Source organism: Sphingomonas sp. P2_B6, assembly GCF_056404755.1.
This window is the reverse complement of sequence record NZ_JBFUDK010000011.1, coordinates 157,877-177,940: the sequence shown is the minus strand read 5'-3', so window position 1 is coordinate 177,940 and position 20,064 is coordinate 157,877. Positions and strand designations below refer to the sequence as shown.

Annotated in this window: 22 protein-coding genes; 4 read left to right on the top strand and 18 right to left on the bottom strand. The window is 67.0% G+C overall.

Features of this window, described 5'->3' with window-relative positions:
• A partial coding sequence (locus tag AC1DX5_RS16430; RefSeq protein ID WP_478016407.1) for a pseudouridine synthase occupies window positions 1–816 on the bottom strand: 816 nt, incomplete at its 3' end.
• Window positions 817–1,050: 234 nt separating this feature from the next.
• Here AC1DX5_RS16430 and AC1DX5_RS16425 point away from each other — a divergent pair.
• Window positions 1,051–1,482: a response regulator gene (locus AC1DX5_RS16425; protein ID WP_465172947.1), complete on the top strand. Its 432-nt coding sequence runs from the start codon at window positions 1,051–1,053 to the stop codon at window positions 1,480–1,482.
• Window positions 1,483–1,486: 4 nt separating this feature from the next.
• Here AC1DX5_RS16425 and AC1DX5_RS16420 read toward each other — a convergent pair whose 3' ends face one another.
• Window positions 1,487–2,062 (bottom strand): DUF308 domain-containing protein, encoded by a 576-nt coding sequence (locus AC1DX5_RS16420; protein ID WP_478016402.1) that lies wholly within the window; start codon window positions 2,060–2,062, stop codon window positions 1,487–1,489.
• A gap of 92 nt (window positions 2,063–2,154) precedes the next feature.
• On the opposite strand from AC1DX5_RS16420, the gene AC1DX5_RS16415 reads away from it, so the two are divergent.
• On the top strand, window positions 2,155–2,733 hold the full coding sequence (locus tag AC1DX5_RS16415; protein ID WP_478016401.1) for a TetR/AcrR family transcriptional regulator: 579 nt from the start codon (window positions 2,155–2,157) through the stop codon (window positions 2,731–2,733).
• Between the two features lie 9 nt (window positions 2,734–2,742).
• On the opposite strand, the gene AC1DX5_RS16410 is transcribed toward AC1DX5_RS16415, so the two are convergent.
• The gene (locus AC1DX5_RS16410; RefSeq protein WP_478016400.1) at window positions 2,743–3,882 is read right to left on the bottom strand and encodes an aromatic ring-hydroxylating oxygenase subunit alpha; all 1,140 of its coding nucleotides are present in this window, start codon (window positions 3,880–3,882) and stop codon (window positions 2,743–2,745) included.
• Window positions 3,883–3,946: 64 nt separating this feature from the next.
• Between AC1DX5_RS16410 and AC1DX5_RS16405 the strand changes: the two genes are divergently transcribed.
• Both AC1DX5_RS16405 and AC1DX5_RS16400 read left to right on the top strand, forming a co-directional pair.
• Window positions 3,947–5,317 carry an AmpG family muropeptide MFS transporter gene (locus AC1DX5_RS16405; protein WP_465172951.1) on the top strand — a complete coding sequence of 457 codons (1,371 nt, stop codon included), beginning with the start codon at window positions 3,947–3,949 and terminating at the stop codon, window positions 5,315–5,317.
• Window positions 5,314–6,063, top strand: a complete 750-nt coding sequence (locus tag AC1DX5_RS16400; RefSeq protein ID WP_465172952.1) for a tetratricopeptide repeat protein — start codon at window positions 5,314–5,316, stop codon at window positions 6,061–6,063. The genes AC1DX5_RS16405 and AC1DX5_RS16400 overlap by 4 nt, the downstream gene beginning before the upstream one ends.
• Here AC1DX5_RS16400 and AC1DX5_RS16395 read toward each other — a convergent pair.
• The 15 genes from AC1DX5_RS16395 to AC1DX5_RS16325 form a co-directional block, all read right to left on the bottom strand.
• Window positions 6,053–6,487 (bottom strand): DUF6628 family protein, encoded by a 435-nt coding sequence (locus AC1DX5_RS16395; RefSeq protein WP_465172953.1) that lies wholly within the window; start codon window positions 6,485–6,487, stop codon window positions 6,053–6,055. The two genes, AC1DX5_RS16400 and AC1DX5_RS16395, sit on opposite strands and share 11 nt — an antisense overlap.
• Before the next feature lie 69 nt (window positions 6,488–6,556).
• Window positions 6,557–7,894: a bifunctional folylpolyglutamate synthase/dihydrofolate synthase gene (locus AC1DX5_RS16390; RefSeq protein ID WP_478016399.1), complete on the bottom strand. Its 1,338-nt coding sequence runs from the start codon at window positions 7,892–7,894 to the stop codon at window positions 6,557–6,559.
• 170 nt (window positions 7,895–8,064) lie between these two features.
• Window positions 8,065–8,919 carry an acetyl-CoA carboxylase, carboxyltransferase subunit beta gene (accD, locus tag AC1DX5_RS16385; RefSeq protein WP_478016398.1) on the bottom strand — a complete coding sequence of 285 codons (855 nt, stop codon included), beginning with the start codon at window positions 8,917–8,919 and terminating at the stop codon, window positions 8,065–8,067.
• A complete protein-coding gene (gene trpA, locus AC1DX5_RS16380; protein WP_465176424.1) occupies window positions 8,916–9,728 on the bottom strand; it encodes a tryptophan synthase subunit alpha in 813 nt (270 codons plus the stop codon). The genes accD and trpA overlap by 4 nt, the downstream gene beginning before the upstream one ends.
• Window positions 9,725–9,919, bottom strand: a complete 195-nt coding sequence (locus tag AC1DX5_RS16375; RefSeq protein ID WP_478016397.1) for a hypothetical protein — start codon at window positions 9,917–9,919, stop codon at window positions 9,725–9,727. The genes trpA and AC1DX5_RS16375 overlap by 4 nt, the downstream gene beginning before the upstream one ends.
• Window positions 9,916–11,145 (bottom strand): tryptophan synthase subunit beta, encoded by a 1,230-nt coding sequence (gene trpB / locus AC1DX5_RS16370; protein ID WP_465176426.1) that lies wholly within the window; start codon window positions 11,143–11,145, stop codon window positions 9,916–9,918. The genes AC1DX5_RS16375 and trpB overlap by 4 nt, the downstream gene beginning before the upstream one ends.
• 74 nt (window positions 11,146–11,219) lie before the next feature.
• Window positions 11,220–11,858: a phosphoribosylanthranilate isomerase gene (locus AC1DX5_RS16365; protein ID WP_465176427.1), complete on the bottom strand. Its 639-nt coding sequence runs from the start codon at window positions 11,856–11,858 to the stop codon at window positions 11,220–11,222.
• 16 nt (window positions 11,859–11,874) lie between these two features.
• Complete coding sequence (locus AC1DX5_RS16360; RefSeq protein WP_478016396.1) at window positions 11,875–12,384, bottom strand: GNAT family N-acetyltransferase; 510 nt, start codon at window positions 12,382–12,384, stop codon at window positions 11,875–11,877.
• 3 nt (window positions 12,385–12,387) lie between these two features.
• Entirely contained in the window at window positions 12,388–13,062 is a 675-nt protein-coding gene (pyrF, locus tag AC1DX5_RS16355; protein ID WP_465172962.1) for an orotidine-5'-phosphate decarboxylase, read from the bottom strand.
• Entirely contained in the window at window positions 13,059–13,403 is a 345-nt protein-coding gene (locus AC1DX5_RS16350) for a hypothetical protein (protein ID WP_465172963.1), read from the bottom strand. Before AC1DX5_RS16350 ends, pyrF begins: the two co-directional genes overlap by 4 nt.
• Window positions 13,404–13,593: 190 nt before the next feature.
• Window positions 13,594–15,888 carry a patatin-like protein gene (locus AC1DX5_RS16345; protein ID WP_465176431.1) on the bottom strand — a complete coding sequence of 765 codons (2,295 nt, stop codon included), beginning with the start codon at window positions 15,886–15,888 and terminating at the stop codon, window positions 13,594–13,596.
• Window positions 15,888–16,583: an endonuclease/exonuclease/phosphatase family protein gene (locus tag AC1DX5_RS16340; protein WP_478016395.1), complete on the bottom strand. Its 696-nt coding sequence runs from the start codon at window positions 16,581–16,583 to the stop codon at window positions 15,888–15,890. Before AC1DX5_RS16340 ends, AC1DX5_RS16345 begins: the two co-directional genes overlap by 1 nt.
• Window positions 16,584–16,700: 117 nt before the next feature.
• Entirely contained in the window at window positions 16,701–18,188 is a 1,488-nt protein-coding gene (locus AC1DX5_RS16335) for a tryptophan halogenase family protein (RefSeq protein WP_478016394.1), read from the bottom strand.
• Window positions 18,189–18,204: 16 nt separating this feature from the next.
• The gene (locus AC1DX5_RS16330; protein ID WP_478016393.1) at window positions 18,205–19,233 is read right to left on the bottom strand and encodes a cupin-like domain-containing protein; all 1,029 of its coding nucleotides are present in this window, start codon (window positions 19,231–19,233) and stop codon (window positions 18,205–18,207) included.
• Between the two features lie 16 nt (window positions 19,234–19,249).
• Complete coding sequence (locus AC1DX5_RS16325) at window positions 19,250–19,966, bottom strand: SapC family protein (RefSeq protein ID WP_478016392.1); 717 nt, start codon at window positions 19,964–19,966, stop codon at window positions 19,250–19,252.
• Window positions 19,967–20,064: the final 98 nt, after the last annotated feature.

The following is a 20,064-nucleotide window of genomic DNA, read 5'->3' as shown; positions in this document are numbered from 1 at the left end:
CTTGGGCGCTTCCTGTGCGATCCGCGCGTCGCGGGCGGCGGCGGGGCGCTCGTCATGGCGCGGTGCGCGCGTGGTCCGCTGCGGCGTCTGCGTGCCGAGCCGGACAGGCGATGGCGCCGGGGCGCGGCGCTTGATCTCGGGGGGCGAACTCTCCGGCGTGATGTTCTTGGTCGGGTTCTTGCGGAAGGCGATCACATCGACCTGGCGCACTTCGCCGACTTCGCCCACCGGCAGGTCGCCCAGCACGAACGGGCCGTAGCGCGTACGGATCAGGCGGGAGACGCGCAGACCCAGATATTCGAGCACGCGGCGGACTTCGCGGTTCTTGCCCTCGGTCAGGATCATCTCGATCCACACATTCGCGCCGGTGCGGCGTTCGAGATTGGCGTTGATCGATCCGTAGCGCACGCCTTCGATCTCGACGCCGTGGATCAGCTCCTCGAGCTGCGCTTGGGTGACCGCACCATAGGCGCGGGCACGGTACGCGCGCTCGACGCCGGTCGCGGGCAGCTCGAGCTGGCGCTTCAGCTCGCCGTCGGTGGTGAGCAGCAGCAGCCCCTCGGTATTGAGATCGAGCCGGCCGACAGGGACGAGGCGCGGCAGGTCGTTCGGCAGCTTGTCGTAGATGGTCGGACGGCCGCCGGGGTCGCGCTCGGTGACGAGCAGGCCGCTCGGCTTGTGATAGAGGAACAGCCGCGCGGGAGCCGCGGCCTGGACCGGATTGCCGTCGACGGTCACGCCGTGGAGCGAGGTGAGGATCGTCGCCGGCGTATCGATGACGGTGCCGTTGAGCGCGACGCGCCCTTCTGCGATCATGCGTTCGATTTCGCGGCGCGAGGCGATGCCGGCGCGGGCGAGCAGCTTGGCGATGCGCTGCTGCTCCTTGGATTCTCTGAAAATGGACACAGAGGCGCTGATACCGCTTTTCTTCGCGTCGACATGAAAAAAATATTGCGCCCGATCCCGAAGCCACGCGTTAAGAGACGGATGCGTAACAAGGTCGGGGGAAGTTGCTTGCCCGGGCCCAGTAACAAAGGCGGGCACCGGACGATGTTGTTCGGCAAAAAGAAACGGCGCATTTGCAGGGTGTTGATTGTCGAGGACGAGCCTCTCGTCGCGTTCGACACGGAACATTTCCTGCGCGAGGCGGAATTCGAGATCGTCGCGACGGTGGACCGCGTCGCTACGGCAGTGGAAGTGATTCGCGGCGAGGAGGATATCGACCTGGTGCTGGTCGACATCAGCCTGGCCGATGGCAGCGGAATCGACGTGGCGCACGAGGCTCATGGTGCCGGCATCCCGGTGCTGTTCGTGACCGGCGCGTGCCCCGAGGGGGCACGCGACGTGGCCGCGGGATGCCTGTCCAAACCCTATGCGCAACGCGACCTGCTGGCGGCGATCAACGCGATCGAGGCCGTGATCGAAGGCCGGAAGCCGAAACGGCTGCCCAGCGGGTTCAGCCTGTTCGACAAGGCGGCCTAGGACCCTAGCCTTTGGCTCCTGGCCGGAAGGTGAGCCAGAGCGCCGAGACGAGGAAGTAGAAGGCGCCGAACGCGGCATAGGGCGCCACATCGGTGATTCCGGGGGTGGCGCTGCCCAGCGATTGTTTGATGAAGAACCCGCCGGCCAGCGCGGACTGGGCGCCGCTCAGGATCATGGCCCATTGCGCGCCATAGGTCCGCCAGCGCCGCACCCCCGTGGCGAGCTGTAACAGGCCAGCGAAGATCGCCCACAGGCCGAAGATTGCGAGCACCGCATGCAGGTTTCCGATCATCACCGCCACCGCGACTGCGGTTAGGGTGCTGACGACCATGTTGAACGCCTGGGTGCGATTGCGCGCCAGCCCGCCATTGCGCGTCGCGTCGATCAGGTTCGCGACCGCGTCCCAGGCCGGATAGGCGATGAGCAACGCCGCGCCGATCGCGGCGGACGTTGCCCCGATCGTAAAGGCCGCCGCGACCCAGATGGCGGCGACCACGGCGCGCAGGAAATAATAGTTCCGGAGCCCGGCGGCATCCGGCGTGACGGTGCTCAGGGAATGGCGTTCATCGATGTTCGACATGAGTGATTCTCTCTCTACCTTCTAGTAGGTAGGCGCCTAGGCCCTTGCTCATCGGCGTGCAAGCAAATACCTACCTATTGGAAGGTAGGCATATGGCGGGAAGTACGGCACAGCAGATTGTGGAGACCGCGCGTCAGCTGATCATGACACGTGGCTATAACGGGTTCAGCTATGCCGATATCTCGGCCGCGATCGGCATCCGCAAACCCAGCATCCACCATCATTTCACTGGCAAGAGCGACCTGGCGATTGCCGTGGTGGAACAGTCGCGCGCGATTATCCGCGCACAGGTCGCCCAGTTGGCGGATGCCGAGCCTGAGGCCGGCACCCAGCTTCGCGCCTATGCGGGTTATTGGGAGCGGTGCATCCTGGACGATTCAGCGCCCTTCTGCGTCGCCGCGATCCTCGCCGCCGAACTGCCGAGCCTGCCGGACGATCTCGCGCACTCCGTGCGGGCGCATTTCGCCGAGCTGTCGGGATGGCTCGCGCATATCCTGGCACTGGGCGTGCGGCAGGGAAGCGTGTCGCTCGTCCGCTCGCCGGCGGAAGAGGCGGATGCGTTCATGTCGGCGATCTACGGTGCGATGCTCTCCGCCCGGGCATTCGGGGAGCCGGAGCGCTTCGTCGCGATCACCGAGACCTTGCTGTCACGCATCGTGAGTCTGCACTAGCTCCGGCGCTCAGAGCCTCGCTTCGACCTGGTCGTGAAAGGCGCGGATGCCGGTTTCCAGCGTGCCGAGCGTGACCCGATCGATCGCGCCCGAGGCCAGCCCCTCCTGACCGAGCGCGGCGGCGCGGAAATCCTCGGAGGCGAAGACGCCGCCGTCGAGCAGGTTCCAGCTCTTCTCCCAATGCGCCAGCGCCTTTTCGGTCGCGGGGGCTTCGGGGATCAGCATGAAGTCCTCGACCAGGACCCGGCCTTCGGACTGGGGCATCAGCACCATCAGGTTCATATAGTCCGGGCTGACGATCAGCACGGTGCCCGGGAACATCTGATAGGTATAGGTGATCGCCGCCCTCAGCGTCGGCCAGTCCTCCGCCGAGCAGGCAGCGAGCGCTGCCTCGCGGCCCACGGCGGAGCGCTGGTGCGGGCCGATATGGTCGCCGGTGGAGACGCCGTCCTTGAAGAAGGGGCCGATCGTCTGCGCGTGCAGCCGCTGGACATGATAGCTCTCCAGGAAAGCGTCCATGATCAGCTTCCAGTTGGTGGCCACGTCGTGCGTCCGCCGGCGGAAGAGATGCTGGCCGGCGAGATCGAAGGCGTCGAAATCATGGCCGAGCGCCTCGGCTTCGGCGAAATCGGCATGGTCGTCGAAAGCGAACCAGATCAGGCCGCCCGCCTCGCGCGTCGGCAGGCGCTTGAGGCCGAACCCGCTCTTGTCGAGGCCGGGAAAGCTGTCCGGCCGGGGCAGGCCGGCAAGCGCGCCGTCGAGCGTGTAGCTCCAGGCATGATAAGGGCAGATCAGCCGCGGCGCGCAGACCGGCTCGCTGCCTTCGACCAGGCGGGTGCCGCGATGCTGGCAGACATTGAGGAACACCTGCGCCTTGCCCTGCCTGCCGCGGGCGACGAGCAGGGGTTTGCCGAAGCCGTCATGCGGCACCGCCATGTTGTTCTGCGGCAGCAGCGCGGAAGGCCCGATGACCAGCGGCACCTTGGCAAAGATGCGTGCCTGTTCCGCGGCATGGCGTTCCGGCGCCGTATAGGCGCGGGCATCGACATGGGTGATGCCGAGAGTCGGCCGGGTCCCGCCGGCGGCAAGCTGCGCGGCCAGCGCGAGCTGGCCCAGGGTCGGCACGGTAATCTTGGTGGGCGCGTTCATCTCGCTTCCTCTCCCGATTTTTGACGCTAGTGTCTGCCGGATAAGGCCGGGGAGCAAGAGCGGGATGAGCGAGCTGGAAATCGAGCGGCCGGGCGGCTGGATGGACGGCGTCCGCCCCTATTTCGAAAAGGCCCCGCTGGCGGCGCTGGCGCTCGGCATCTCCTCGGGCTTTCCCTATGCGATGATCGGCGCGACCCTGACGACGCGGCTGGCGCAGGACGGAATCGACAAGAAGACCGTCACCGCGTTCAGCCTCGCCTTCCTGGTCTATAATCTCAAATGGATATGGGCCTGGGCGGTCGACGGCGTGAAGCTGCCGATCATCGGCCGGCTGGGGCAGCGCGTGTCGTGGCTGCTGCTCGCGGGCGTGCTGGTGATGGCGGCGGTCGCCAACCTCGCGCTGATCGATCCCAAGGCGGATATCATGGCGGCGGCGATTGCCGCGATCCTGGTGGGGGCGGCGGGCGCGACCTTCGACATCGTGATCGACGCCTATCGCATCGAGATCCTCGAACCGCGCCAGCTCGGCGTCGGCTCCGGCATGTCGCAATATGGCTGGCGGATCGGGTCGGCCGGCGCCGGGGCGCTGGCGCTGGTGATCGCCGCGCGGGGCGGCTGGGAATGGGCTTATCTCGCCTGCGCGATGCTGGCGCTGCCGGCGATGCTGGCAGGCCTGATCGTCGGCGAGCCGGCGCGGCACCGGGAGATTGCGGTGCGGCGTGGCATCGGCGCCATGCTCGCCTCGATCTGGGGCCCCTTCGCGCAATTCTTCACCCGCGAGGGCGCGGCGATCGTGCTGGCCTTCATCCTGATCCACAAGGTCGGGGACACGCTCGCCAACCTGACCTTCCGCCTGTTGTTCGACGATCTGAAATTCACCAATGACGAGATCGCCTTTTACGATGTCGGGATCGGCTTCTGGGCTTATCTGATCGGCATCTTCGTCGGCGGCGTGCTCTACGCGAAAATGGGGATGAAGCGGTCGGTGCTGCTGTCCCTGGTGCTGATGGCAGTGTCCAATCTGAGCTTCGCCGTGCTCGCCGCGGCGGGGCATTCGAACATCGGCATGGCGGGCGCGATCGGCTTCGAGAATTTCGCGAGCGGGTTCGGCGGTGTCGCGGTGGTCGCCTATTTCTCGGCGCTGACCGACCTGCGCTTCACCGCCGCGCAATATGCGCTGATCTCCGCCGCCGCGAGCATCGTCGGGCGGTTCGTGACGGGCACCACGGCTGGTGGGTTGATAGAGGCCATGGGCTATGTGAATTTCTATCTGCTCACCACCGTGATCGCCTTTCCCGGGGTGCTCCTGTTCTGGTGGATGATCCGGTCGGGACTGGTCGACCGGTCGATCGGCAGCGCGGGCGGGGGCGATGAACCGCCCGTGCCTGGCGCGGCTCCCGTCGTTGCGGGGGCATCGGAGCCGCCCGCGACATGATCCTCTATCTCGCGATCCTGGCAATCCAGGTGATGCTGGTGATCGACGTGATCCGCAACGGGCGCAATCAGTTGTGGATCATGGCGCTGATGTTCCTGCCGGGCCCCAGCACGATCGCCTATCTGGTGATCGAGGTCTATCCGCGGCTGCAGGGCAATCGTCATGTCCGCACCGCACGTGCCAAAGCAGTGGCGGCGCTCGATCCGGAGCGGGAAGTCCGGGCGGCGCGCGATGCGCTGGACCTGGCGGATACCGCGGCCAATCGCATCCGGCTGGCGGACGCGCTGGCGGCATTGGGCCGATATGGCGAGGCGCTGCCCCTGCTGCGCGAGGCGATCGAGCGGGGGCCGGCCGATATGCGGACGGGCGAAAAGCTGGCGCGGGCGCTGTTCGAGACGGGCGATCCGGCCGAGGCGCTGACGGTGCTCGACGCCAACGATCCGGCGAGCGCGCAGAGCGATCGCGACCGCCAGGGGTTGCTCCGGGCGCGAATCCTCGAAGCGCTCGGGCGCAAGGAGGAGGCGCTGGCGATGTATGCCGATCTCGTCACGCGCCTGCCGGGCGAGGAAGGGCGGTGCCGCTATGCCGCGCTGCTGCTCGACCAGGGCTGGGAGAAAAAGGCGCGGACCGTGCTGGAGGAAGTCGAGGCGCGGATGAAGCGGCTCGACCGGCAGCAGCGCGCGGCCGAGGCCGACATGTATCGCTGGGCGATGGATCGGCTGGGCGAGCTTCGCGCTAGATCGTAATCGGCCGACCCGCATCGGCAAAGGCGGCGGCGAGGGCCATCGCGCTGGCGAGCACGCCGTCGATGCGGCGGATGCCGAGCAGGTCGGCGAGCAACAGCCGGGCCGTCTCCGGCGCCGTCTCGGCGCGGGCGAGCACGGTCAGTACTGCACTTTCAGCTGCGGTCATGCGCATGCAGCAACAGGGCGCGATCGAAATGGGGCCGTTCGCCGTGGTCGCGAGATCGGCCATCAGCGCGCGCATCAGCACGAGCGGGCGACGGAAACCCTCGCCGAAACCGTTGAGCATGGCATGCGCTGCATGAGCATCGGCGAGGCCATGCGCTCCGATCCGGCGGATCGCGAACAAGGCGAGCCGCCCATTGGGGCAGGTCGGCATGGCGTGCGGCAACATCTGGGTAGGGGCCGGGGCTGGGGTGACCGTCATGATACGCGACTCCATCTGCTGGAATAGCAGCGTCGCGATTTGGTTATTGCAAGTCAATAGCAATAAGGATCAGGTCGGTGGTTCGTCGTTTGCGGCGAGCACGTCGCCGGCCAGATAGAGGGAGCCGAGGATCAGGACGATCGGCGGCTCGGCCGGATCGGCGGCTGCGGTGATGTCGGCGAGCGCGGTGCGCACGTCGGTGGCGGGGTTGGCGATCATGCCGAGGCCGCGGGCGATGGCGACCAGTGCCTCGGGCGCATGGTGTTCATGGTCGGGCACCGGGACGGCGTGAAGCGTGGTGGCCAAGCCGACGAAGGGCGCGAGCAGCCCGGCGGGGTCCTTGTTGGCCAGCATGCCGAGGATGAGGTGGACTTCGCTGCGACCGGTGCCGGGAAAGGCGATCTGGCGAAGCGTCGCGGCGACGGTGGCGGCGGCGGCGGGGTTGTGGCCGCCGTCGAGCCAGAGCTCGCTGCCCGGCGGAAGCAGCTCGGCGAGCGGGCCGGTGCCCAAGCGCTGCATGCGCGCGGGCCAACGGGTCGTCTCGGCGGCGGTGCGATAAGCCTCGGGCGGGATGATCAACGAGGTCTGGTGACAGAGCATCGCAATGGCGAGAGCGAGGTTCTCGGGCTGGTGCGGACCGGCAAGGGCGGGCAGCGGAGTCTCGATCCGGCCGGCGGCGTCGCGATAGCCGAGCTTGCCGTCATCGGCGGCGAAGAACCAGCCATCTCCGGCCGCCGACACCGGCGCGCGTGCCGCGCGGGCGACCGCCTCGACGCGCTGCGCGATAGGGATGGGGTAGCGCATCGTAACCAGCGGTATGCCCGGCTTGGCGATGCCGGCTTTCTCGCCGGCGATCTCTTCCGCGGTCTCGCCTAGAAAGCTCTGATGATCGATGCCGAGCTGGGCGATGCCGGTGACGAGCGGACGGGCAATGACATTGGTCGCGTCGAGCCGGCCGCCCAGGCCGACCTCGATGATGCACGCGTCCGCCGGCGTGCGCGAGAAAGCGAGAAAGGCAGCGGCGGTCGTCACCTCGAAGAAACTGGCGCCGATATCACCCGCGACATCGAGCACTTCCTCGAGGAGGGCGGCGAGGGCGTCGTCCCCGATCAGCGTGCCGGCGATGCGGATGCGCTCGTTGAAGCGGACCAGATGGGGGCTGGTATAGACATGAGCCGTCAGCCCGGCCGCCTCGATCGCCGAGCGCAGGAAAGCGCAGGTCGAGCCCTTGCCGTTGGTGCCGGCGACATGCAGCACCGGCGGGAGGCTGTCCTGCGGGTTGCCGAGACGGCCGAGCAATTCGGTGATGCGCTCGAGGCCGAGGATGTCGGCGCCGGGCGACAGCGAACAGAGGCGGTCGAGCTGCTGCTGGACCGCGGCGGAGGTGGAGGTGGCGAAGTCGGGCATCTGAGTTCAGCCCCTCCCTTTCAAGGGAGGGGTTCGGGGGTGGGTGCGCGCGTCTGCGCGCTCAAAAGGACTCGCCGCCCCTGGCAGGAAGCGCTGATCGGGGCATCGAGCCCCGATCAGCGCTGCACCCACCCCTAGCCCCTCCCTTGAAAGGGAGGGGTTCAAGGGGGTCACGCCGCTTTCTTCGCGCACAGATAATCGATCAGGCTGGCGAGGGTCGCGCGCAGGTCGCGGCGGTGCTTCACCATGTCGAGCATGCCGTGCTCAAGCAGATATTCGGCCCGCTGGAAGCCCTCGGGGAGTTTCTCTCGGATGGTCTGCTCGATCACGCGCTGGCCAGCGAAGCCGATCAGCGCGCCTGGCTCGGCGATCTGCACGTCGCCGAGCATCGCATAGCTTGCAGTGACGCCGCCGGTGGTCGGGTCGGTCAGCACGACGATATAGGGCAGGCCGGCATCGTGCAGCATCTGGATCGCCACCGTCGCGCGGGGCATCTGCATCAGGCTGAGAATTCCCTCCTGCATGCGTGCACCGCCGGCGGCGGTGAAGATGATATAGGGGCAATTGTCCTCGATCGCGTTCTCGACGCCGCGCACGAACGCCTCGCCGACCGCCAGGCCCATCGATCCGCCCATGAAGGCGAAATCCTGCACGCCGACCACCGCCTTGCGGCCTTCGATCGTGCCGCGCGCGTTGATCAGCGCGTCACCTTCCGACGTCGCGGCGCGGGCTGCCTTGATGCGGTCGACATAGCGCTTGGTGTCGCGAAACTTGAGCGGATCGTCCTGCACCCGCGGGAGCGGGATGATCGTGTAGCTGCCCGCGTCGAAGACATACTGAAAGCGCAGGACCGGGCCGATGCGCTCATGATGCTGGCAGTTCGGGCAGACATGGAGATTCTCCTCCAGTTCCTTCACGAACACCATCTGCCCGCATCCCTTGCACTTGTGCCAGAGATTGTCGGGCGTATCCTTTTTCGGGACGACGAACGACAGCGCGTTCCGGACGCTGGTGAGCCAGCTCATACTGTTTCCTTTCGGGCCGCGGCGATCGCCGTGGACAGGGAGCGGATATAGGCTTCGACCGGCCCGCTTGCACCCTCGGCGTGCTGGCCGACCAGCTCGACGATCGCCGAGCCGACCACGACGCCATCGGCGACGCGGGCAATGGCGGCCGCCTGATCGGGCGTGCGAACGCCGAAGCCGACGGCGACGGGCAGGTCAGTCGCTGCCTTGAGCCGGGCGACGGCGCTCTCGATCGAATCCTGCGCTGCCTGTTGCAGGCCGGTGATGCCCGCGACCGAGACATAATAGACGAAGCCGCTCGCCCCGCCGAGCACCGCGGGCAGGCGCGCCGCATCGGTCGTGGGCGTCGCGAGGCGGATCAGGTCGATGCCGGCGGCGCGCAGGTTCGGGCCGAGCTCGTCATCTTCCTCGGGCGGCAGGTCGACGCAGATCACGCCGTCGACGCCTGCATCGCGCGCGGCACTGGCGAACCAGTCGGCGCCGCGGCGGAGCATCGGGTTGGCATAGCCCATCAGAACGACCGGTACGCCGGGATGGCGTTCGCGAAAGGCCTTGGCGATGGCGAGGATGTCGGCGGTGGTGGTGCCGGCGCCGAGGCTGCGCAGATTGGCGGCCTGGATCGCAGGGCCGTCAGCCATCGGGTCAGTGAAGGGCATGCCCAGCTCGATCACATCGGCACCACCGGCAACCAGCGCGTCGAGGATGGAGCCGGTGGCCCAGGGCGTCGGATCGCCGGCGGTGACGAACGTGACGAGCGCGGCACGATGCTGTTCGCGGGCACGATCGAAGGCAGCGGAGAGACGAGTCATCGAGCAGAGCGCCATTGGCTGAAGAGCTGGGACAGGACGCCGACCAGGGCGCCCATTTCGACGGCCTCGAGGCCGCGGGGCAGCGGCAGGCGCCAGTCGGAAAAAGCGAGGCCATATTGGTTCAGCTCGCGCACGATAAGTGCAGCCGCGGCGCCCACCACGGCGCCGGTCAACAGATTGGGGATGTTCATATCTCGACCCCCAGCGCCTCGGCGACGGTGAAGATGTCCTTGTCGCCCCGCCCGCACAGATTGCACAGGATGATCTGGTCGCGGTCCATCTCGCGCGCGACGCGGGCAACGGCGGCGATGGCGTGGCTCGGCTCAAGCGCGGGGATGATGCCCTCGGTCCGGCAGAGCAGCTGGAAGGCGTCCAGCGCCTCGGTATCGGTCGCGCTGGTATATTGGACGCGACCGATCGAGTGGAGCCATGAATGCTCCGGGCCGATGCCGGGATAGTCGAGACCGGCCGAGATCGAATGCGCCTCGGCGATCTGGCCGTCCTCGTCCTGCAGCAGATAGGTCTTGTTGCCGTGGAGCACGCCGGGCGATCCGCCGGCGAGGCTGGCGGCATGCTGCTTGTCGAGGCCGTGGCCGGCCGCTTCCACGCCGAGCATCGCGACACCGGCGTCATCGAGGAACGGGTGGAACAGACCGATCGCGTTCGATCCGCCGCCGATCGCGGCGACGAGCAGGTCGGGCAGGCGATCGATGCGGCTCAGCATCTGCGCGCGCGCTTCCTTGCCGATCACGCTCTGGAAATCGCGGACCAGCTCCGGATAGGGATGCGGGCCGGCGGCGGTGCCGATGATGTAGAAGGTGTCGTGGACGTTCGCGACCCAGTCGCGCAGGCCCTCGTTCATCGCATCCTTCAGCGTCATCGCGCCCGAGGTGACCGGGCGGACCTCGGCACCGAGCAGCTTCATGCGGAACACGTTCGGCTGCTGCCGTTCGATATCGCGCGCGCCCATATAGATGACGCAGGGCAGGCCGAAGCGCGCGCAAACGGTCGCGGTGGCGACGCCGTGCTGGCCGGCGCCGGTCTCGGCGATGATCCGCGTCTTGCCCATGCGCATAGCAAGCAGGATCTGGCCGATGCAATTGTTGATCTTGTGCGCGCCGGTGTGATTCAGCTCGTCGCGCTTGAACCAGACCTGGGCACCCTTGCCTTGCGGGGCGGACTCGCGGAGCGCCTCGGTCAGCCGCTCGGCATAATAAAGCGGACTGGGCCGACCGACATAATGTTCGAGCAGATCCTCGAACTCGGCGGTGAAGGCGGGATCGGCCTTGGCGGCGCGATAGGCCTCATCCAGCTCGAGGATCAGCGGCATCAGCGTCTCGGCGACGTAGCGGCCGCCGAACTCGCCGAAATGCCCGCGATCGTCGGGCTGGGCGCGGAAGGAATTGGGGACGTTCATGGTGCGCGCGCTTTAGCACCTCGGATGACGGTGTCGAGTTGAGTAAAGCTGTTCGCGGGTGAAGCCGCGCGACCTCAGAGGGTTTTGACGGTTTCCAGGAAGGTCGCGATCTTGGTCACGTCCTTGATGCCGGGCGCGGATTCGACACCCGAGGACACGTCGACCATCGGCGCGCCGGTGATCGCCACGGCCTCCGCGAGGTTGAGCGGATCGAGTCCGCCGGACAGCGTCCAGGGCAGCGAGTGGCGGAAACCCTGAAGTAGCGTCCAGTCGAAGCGCACGCCCATGCCGCCGGGCAAGGTCGCGCCGGGCGGAGTCTTCGCGTCGTAGAGGATGCGATCGGCGGCGCCGGCGAAGCTTTCGGCGGCGGCCAGGTCGGCGCGGGTCTTCACCGCGATGGCGGCCCAGATGGCGAGGCCCATACGTGCCTTGATCGCCGCGGCGCGGGCCGGGCTGGTGTTGTGGAGCTGGAGCGCCTGGAGCTGTCCGGCGCCGATCGAGGCTTCGAGCAGCGCGTCGTCGGGGTCGACGAACACGCCGACGCGGCTGACGTGCCCCGGTACGCGCGCGGCGAGCTGCGCGGCGCGCTCGCGACTCAGACTGCGGGGCGAGGGCGGGAAGAAGACGAAGCCGACATGGCTCGCGCCGCCGCGGATCGCGGCGTCGAGGGTCTCGGGCGTCGAAAGGCCACAGATCTTGGCGGTGACGGGCACGGCGCCGCCATAGCCGTCAGGCGAGGGGCTTGGCCAGTACCGTCATGTAGAGCGGCGGCTCCACCGCGACGGGGAAGTCGCGACGTTCCGGCGTACGGGTGTAACCGCGGCGCTCATAATAAGCGATCAGCTCGACCCGGTTTTCGATGACGGTCATTTCCATCGTCGAGACGCCAAAGACGTCACGAGCGAGCGCTTCCGCTGCCGCGATCAGCCGCTTGCCGAGGCCGGCGGCCTGCAGGGTGGGTTCGATACACAGCAGGCCGAGATAGGCGATGCCGTCGCCGCGATCAGTGATTTCGACGCAGCCGATCGGGGTATCGCTGTCGAGCGCGATCAGCAGGCGTTCGGCCGGGTTGGCGAGCGCGGCCCGAAGCGTGGCGAGATCGGTGCGGGTGCCGTCGAGCAGGTCAGCTTCATGAGTCCAGCCGGCGCGGGCACTGTCGCCGCGATAGGCGCGCTCGATCACAGGATGCAGGCGCGGCAAATCGTCCGGTGTTGCAAGGCGAATCACGGGGTCGGACATGGGTTAGAGCGTGGCGCCGATTTCGCGCGCGGCGGTATCGGGATCCTCGGCCTGGGTGATCGGGCGACCGACCACCAGGATCGAGGCGCCCGCGTCGAGCGCCTGGCGCGGCGTCACCACGCGTTTCTGGTCACCGGCCGCGCCGTTGGCGGGGCGCACGCCCGGGACGACGAAGAAACCCTTGGGCCAGATCGCCTTGGCCGCCGCGACTTCCTCGCCCGAACAGACCACGCCGTCCACGCCGGCTTTCATCGCCAGCTCGGTCAGGCGGACGACCTGGGTGTGCGGATCGTCCGGGCAGCCGATCGAGGCGAGATCGCGTGCGTCGAGGCTGGTGAGCGTCGTCACCGCGACCACCTTGGTGCCGGTCGGGGCGGCGGCCTTGGCGTCTTCGAGCATCGATCGGCCGCCGGCTGCGTGCACGGTCAGGATCGCGGGCTCGAGCGGACGCAGCGCCATGATCGCCTTGGCCACGGTATTGGGGATGTCGTGGAATTTCAGGTCGAGGAAGATCGGCAGGCCGAGCTCGGCCATCTCGCGCACGCCGGCGCGGCCATTGGCCATGAAGAATTCGAGGCCGAGCTTGATGCCGCCGACATGGTGATGGACGCGCTGCGCGATCGCCCTGGCCTTTTCCAGGTCAGGAGTGTCGAGCGCGACGAAGATGCGGCTGCTCATGCGCCCCCCGGCGGAACGGCGGTGGGCACGGCAGCGGGCGGGATGGCCGGCGCATCGGGTTCGAGCGGCGTGGTCGCGACCGGCGCGAGCACACCGCGCAGGTCAGCTAGGGTGCGCTCCGAGGTGGATAGCCGGTTGCGCAGCCGCCAGCGGATCGCGTTGTAATAGAGCATGGTCGGCACCAGGCCGATCAGGAAGGTGACGAACAGCAGCAGCGGCAGGTTCACCTCGGCGATCAGGCCGCCCCACAGCTTGATCGGCACCGTGGTCCAGTTGCCCAGGGTGAACACCGCGGCAATGAAGGCGAGCAGGCACCAGAACAGGATCTTCAGGAACTGCATCGAGCGCCGTGGCCTTTGAGATTTCCCATATTGGGTAATTCTTACGTCTCCGGTGCCGCTTTGACCAGCCTCGCACCCCAAGTTCGTCATGCCGGACTCGTTCCTGCATCCATCGTGCAACAAGCGCTGTCACCGCGAGTGGAGAAATGGACCCGGGACAAGCCCGGGGTGACGGGAAGAGAGGCCGCAGCTAACCGATTTCCTTGCGCAGCGATGCGATCAGCCCCGGGATCGCCTCCAGCTTGGGTTCCTCCTCGTCGAGGATGGCGCAGAAGGCGGCGCGCTTGATCGCGGCGACGCGGCCGGGCTTCAGGTTCGCCGTGGCGGGCAGCGAAGAAAGCACGATGTCGATCATCCGCTCGGCGCCGTGGAGGCGGCCCCAGAGATAGTCGTTCTCGCGATAGGCGCGGCTGAAAAACGCGCCGAAGCTGTTGAACTGGATGCCCTTGAGCGTCGCCTCGGCGCCGCCGGCGCGGATCGATTTGGCGTCGTCGGGGGCGATGCGGTCGACCTTGATCGGGTCGAACTCGTCCAGTCCCTCACCCTGGAGCAACGGCAGGGTGGCGACGTCGAAATAGGGAAAGCCGAGATAGGTCAGCAGGATCGGCCGCTTCAGCTCGCGGGGCAGGCCAGTGAAGGCGGCGGCGAGGCGCTTCTCGGTATCGGTATCGAGCTGCTTGAGATCGAGCGATTCGGCGAGCTTGTCGAGCAGCGGACCCGCATCGCCGCGCAGCAGCCGGACGTCCTTGCGCAGATGGGCGTGCCGGTCGGTACGCTTGCACTCCAGATAATCGGCGAGCGAGGCATAGACCGCGTCCCGAACAGGCTCCAGATCGACTTCGTCATGATCGCCTTCAAGCTCGGTCAGGCGGCGGGCGAGCAGGCGAAGGCGACGAATGCGGAAGCCGAGATCATAGGAGCGCAGAAAGCCGATCGTCGTCTGGCTGGCGCCGCCGGAGAAGCTGGGTTTCACCTCGTCGAAGCCGCGTTCGCGGACCGCCTCGGCGATATGGCCGCGGATGCGCTCCCAGCGCTGCGGCCCCGGTTCGCCGCCGGCATGGTAGAGCAGGGAGGTCAGTGCCTCGACCACGCCGGCGATCTTGAGATGGCCGTACGCGGCATAACCATAGCCGGCGGCCTTGGCCGCGGCGGACTGCGCCCGGGCGCGCCAGGTGGCGAGGCGCGAGACGGTCGGGGAATCGAGGAACAGGGTATAGCCGAACAGCGCCTCCACCCGTGTCTCTACCTCGGGCCGGATGCTCGCGACGATACCGCGCATGCGCTCGATCGTGCGGGAGCGCTCGGCGATATCCTCCAGATTGTCGCGGATCGGCTGCTGGCGCGGCAGTTCGGACACGGCGCCGATGATCGTCTGGAAGAAGCCGGGCGCGTTGGGATTGTGCGGGCCGAAGCGCAGCTTCACATTGGGCGATGGGTCGATATAGACGAAGCGGCGGTCGATCTCGCGGCGGGCGGGCCGTTCGCGCAGCGCCTCGATGGCCGGGCGGAAGGGCGCGTTGGCCAGGACCGAGCCGTCGATCAACACTGCCTGGTCAGCCGCATTGGCGGCGAACTGGCGTGGCAGGACTCGCTTCAGGAAGTCGGCGCGTCCGGGCCATTCGACCTTGCGGTGTTTCAGCACCTTGTCGAGCTCGCCGACCATGAACGGCGGGAAAGCGCCCGGGAAGCTCGAGGTCGATCGTGCGGCGAAAGCAAGTTCGGCCGCGTGCGCAAGCGTGTCGCCGGAAGTGCCGTGATCGGTGAAGGGGACGACGAGACGGTGCTCGGTCTCCAGCACTTCGGGCGGCGAATTGAGCATCAGGCGCTCGGGATGGCCGCGGAAATCGGTGACGGTGACGAACAGGTCGAGCGGCTGGCCCTCCGGCAACAGGCGGGCGCCGCGCGGGGCCGAGGCCATGGCATTGAGTGCATCGAGGATCAGCCCGGTGAACAGCGCGCCGCCAAAGGGCGGCTCGAACCAGCGTGAGCGGATGAAATGCGACAGCTTGGTGCGGACCTCGTCGCGCGCGCCGGCCTCGACCAGTTCGTCGATATTGTCGCCGCTGCGCCTCTCGGCGTACCAGGCGATCGGCAGCGCCCATATCTTGGAGAAGCGCGAGGACGGGGCCTGATGATCGTCGATCAGCGCCTCGATGTCAGCCGAATCGAGCCACAGCTTGGTCAGTGGTTCGAGCGACTGGCCGGTCGAGATGGCCTGGGCGAGGAACACGCCGTTGATGCCCCCGGCGCTGGCCCCGGCGACGATATCGACCAGCACGCGCATGCGCAGGCCGGTTTCTTCCTCGATCTCCTGGAGCAGGTCGCGGTAGACACCCTGGCTGCCGCCCGCCGGTGTCTCGCCCTTGTGGAAGGCCTGGCTCGCGCGCGCCAGACGCCAGATCTCCTTGGTGATGCCGTGCATGTAGACGGCAAGGCTGATGCCGCCATAGCAGACCAGGGCGAGACGGAGCTCCTTCTGACGCATCAGGCGAGTTCCACCGTCGCCCAGATCGGGAAATGATCCGATGCCTTGCGCGCGGTGGCGCTGTGATGGACCCCGCAATCGGTGACGCGCAGATCGGACGAGACCATGATCCGGTCCAGCCGGGCGACCGGGCGGCGGACATGGAAGCTCGGGCCGGTGGTGGCGAAGCTGTAGTCGCGGCCGAAATCGCGCAGGCACCCGGCCTGGGCGCTCCATTCGTTGAGGTCGCCCATCAAGACGGTCGGGCGGCGCTTGGTGCTCGCATCGACATGAGCGAGGATCGCATGTGCCTGGCGGCGGCGCCACAGGCCCGACAGGTCGAGATGCATGCCGACGATGCGGATCGGCACGCCATCGGCCCGGACATCGGCCATCACCGCGCCGCGCGGTTCGAGCGCCGGGAGGTGGATCGCCTCGCAGTCCATCACCACCGAATCCTTGCGGATCAGCAGGACATTGCCGTGCCAGCCCATGCTGCCGGTACGCGCGCCGAGCGGCACGGCCTTCCACGGGCTATGTTCTTCCAGCGCGTGGAGCGGGATGACGCCCGCCTTGGTGCCGAAGCGGCGATCCGCCTCCTGCAGGGCGATGATGTCGGCATCGACTTCGCGCAGGACCTCGAGGATCCGGTTGGGATCGCGGCGGCGATCGAGGCCGATGCCCTTGTGGATATTGTAGCTGGCGACCTTGATCATGTGCGTGATGGAACGCCGATCGGTAAAATTGGTTCGCCGCACGCTACGATACGCCCGGCTTTCCTGCCGTATATGCCCAGTTTCGCGCCAAGCCAGCGCGAAAATCGCGCGGAGGCCTCATAACGGCGCGGCACCGTAGCGCTGAAGGAAATCCTGGTGGGCGGGCATCCTCGCCACGGCGCCGGCGATGCCGGTCTTCAGCTCGACCAATGCCTGGCGCAGCTGGCCCGGCGGCATCAGGCGGGCGAGATGATGATAGCCGCGGGGCTGAATCCGCTGGCCGAGCATGACCTGGACCCAGGAATCCACGCGGAACAGCTCGTCCGATGCCTGATAGGCCTGGGCGTTCTCGCGGAACAGAGCGATGCGGCGGACGAGCGTTTCGGGGAGTTCCATGGTGCGGCAGCGCTGCCAGAAGGCGCTGTCGTCGCGTTCGGTTAGACAATAATGGAGAATGACGAAGTCGCGGACGCCCTCCAGCTCAGTGCGCGACAACTGGTTGTAGCGATCGATCAGCGCCTCATCGAACCCGTTGAACGGGAAGGACTGCATCAGCCGCGTCACCGCGATCATGATGAGGTGAATGCTGGTGGATTCGAGCGGCTCGATAAAGCCGCTGGCGAGACCAAGGGCGATGCAGTTCCGGTTCCAGACCTTGCGCCGCGTGCCGGTGCGATAGCGGATCAGGCGCGGATCGAACAACGGCTCGCCCTCGATCTGGTCGAGGAGCAGCGCCTTGGCTTCCTCATCCGCCATATGCTCGCTGGAGAAGACCAGGCCATTGCCGACGCGGTGCTGGAGCGGGATGCGCCAGCGCCAGCCGGCCTTGTGCGCGATCGCCCGGGTATAGGGGACGGCGGGGCCGACCGATTCAGTCTGGACCGCATAGGCGCCGTTGGTGGTGAGCCAGTGACCCCAATCCTCATAACCGGTCTGCAGCGTCTGCTCGATCAGCAGGGCGCGGAAGCCGGTGCAGTCGATGAACAGGTCGCCCGAAACCGTCTGTCCCGACTCCAGCATGAGCGACTGGATGAAGCCGGTTTCGGCGTCCTGTTCGACCTTCGCGATCTTGCCTTCGACGCGCTTGACCCCGCTGGCCTCGCTCCGGGTGCGAAGGAAGCGGGCATAGAGCGTCGCATCGAGATGATAGGCATAGTTGATCTGGGCATTCTCGCCCGTCGCGAACCTGCTCGCCTCGGCGGCCTGCAATTCGAAGCAATAGTCGCCGATCGGGCCGGCATGACCTTCGGCGCGGGCCTGAAGCCAGAAATGATGGAAATCCGCCATCCAGGTCGATTTGCCGAGCACGCCGAAGGAATGGAGGTACCGATCGCCGATCTGGCCCCAATTCTCGAAGGCGATGCCCAGCTTGAAGCTCGACTGGGTGGCGCGCATGAATTCCTGCTCGTCGATACCGAGCAGCGTGTGGAAGGCGCGCACCGTGGGGATGGTGGATTCGCCCACGCCGATCGTGCCGATCTCGTCGGATTCGACCAGAGTGATGTCGAGCAGCCCGCCCAGCTGCTTCGAAAGGGCCGCGGCGGCGAGCCAGCCGGCGGTGCCGCCGCCGGCGATGACGACCTTGCGTACGACCTGTCCGTCCATGCCGGGGCCTCCCATGTCAGCGATTCAGGCGATTGAGCAGCATGGCACGCAAGCGGCGCGCCCTGGTCTCGTCGAGCGGCGCGAGATTGCCGCGCGCCGCCTCGGGCAGATGAGCGCCAGCCTGGTCGGCGGGCCCGAAGACATAATAATCGAACAGTGCCTGCCAGGCGCGCTTCTCCGGCGCGGGGCGATCGCGCAGGCTGAGCAGGGCGTGCAGCAGCGTGTTCTGCGGCGTATCCATGAAGGCGGGGGAGGCGTTCCACCAATAGTTGATCAGCACGTTGAAGCGGTCGAGCGCCTCGACATGGTGCCACCAGAGCGCGGGGTAGAAGAGCACGTCACCCGGTTCCAGATCGACCACCTGGCCCTCGGCGAGCGCCTCGGCGAAGCGGGGGTGTCGATCGAGATCGGGATCGCGGAAGTCGACCATCGAGACGACCTGGCCGCCGGGAGTCGGCTCGAGCGGGCCGGGATAGAGATTGTGCACTTGTTCGGGCGGGAAAAGCGTGAAGCGGCGCTTGCCGACCATGCAGCAGGCGATGTTGTTCGACATGTCGTAATGCGCCGACGCGGTCGTGCGGTTGCCGATCCAGATGCTGACGATCGGCGGGCTGTCGCCGAGCGCTGCCTGATCGAGCGCCAGGTCGTTTTCCTGCCTCAGGCCCGGCAGATAGGTGTCGAGATCGGTGGAACCGACATAATAGGAGGGCGGCCGATCCTGGTGCCATTCAGCCTGAAGCCGGTCGAGCAGCTCGTCGAGCAGCATCCGCCCGGCTTCGAAATTCATCGCCGTCGCCCCTTCGTCGTAGAAGAAGCGCCCCTCGATCTCGGGCTTGCCGACAAAGCCGACGACCGGCTTTCCGCGGTAGAAGGATTTCAGATAGGCGATCGCGGTTTCGGGCGAGTCCAGCCCGGCCCGCACCAGCGGCCAGTCGCGTGCGACACCCCGCAGGATGGCCGGCTGCTGCGCCTCCATCAGCGCATCGAGCGGGATCGCGTCCGCTGCGACGCCTTCGATCACCCTGGTTTTGCGGAGGCTGGTCATGATCGGTTCGCGCCGGTCAGGCGGCGCCGGCCTTTCGGTTCTTGAGGTCGATGAGGCGGCTCATATTGCCCATGGAGGCGATCACGAAAAAGGCGAGGGGCAGGAAACCGCTGGCGTTCAGCCGCTCGAGCCGGGCGCCGTCGAGCTGCGCCAGCGCGGTGCGGGAGATGGTGAAGAGATCGGGCAGGACATATTTGCGGGTTTCATCCAGCTCGATCTCGACGGCGACCGGCTCGATCAGGCCAGCCTCTTCGAACGCCTCGAACATCGGCTGGTTCGCCTCCAGCCCGGTATAGATCGTCCGCAGGATACCGGCGATATGTTCGAGGTAAGGCGCGTTCCCGCCATGCGGCAGGAACAGGGGAAGCCCGTCGATATGGCTGACGCGAGGATGGTCGAGATCGATATGGATCATCGGCTCCCCCTCCGTCCCACCGTCCTTGAAGCCGATCAGGAAGGGGCCGCGCTGAAGCACCGCCGGAATGTAGCGGCCCTGCCAGCCATCTTCGCCGAGAAAGAGATTCTCGTCCCGGTCCAGCCCGAGCAGCGCGACGGCCTGGAACGCGCCGCTTTCCTCGCGGCGGAAGAAGACGGGATATTCGCGCTGAATCTCCTCGAACTCGGTCGGGAAGACCAGCACCTGGTTGACGCTGTCGCCGAACTCGGCGCGATGATGCGCGATCACCCGAAGATCCGGGTGGTCGACATTGTTCAGCGGCACACGGTTGGTCATGCGATGATATCCAGCCCCTGGAACGTGCGGCCTTTCGACCGGGCGGCTCTCCAACCGCCGATACGGGGATTGGCGACGATGATGGGACAAAGCCCGGC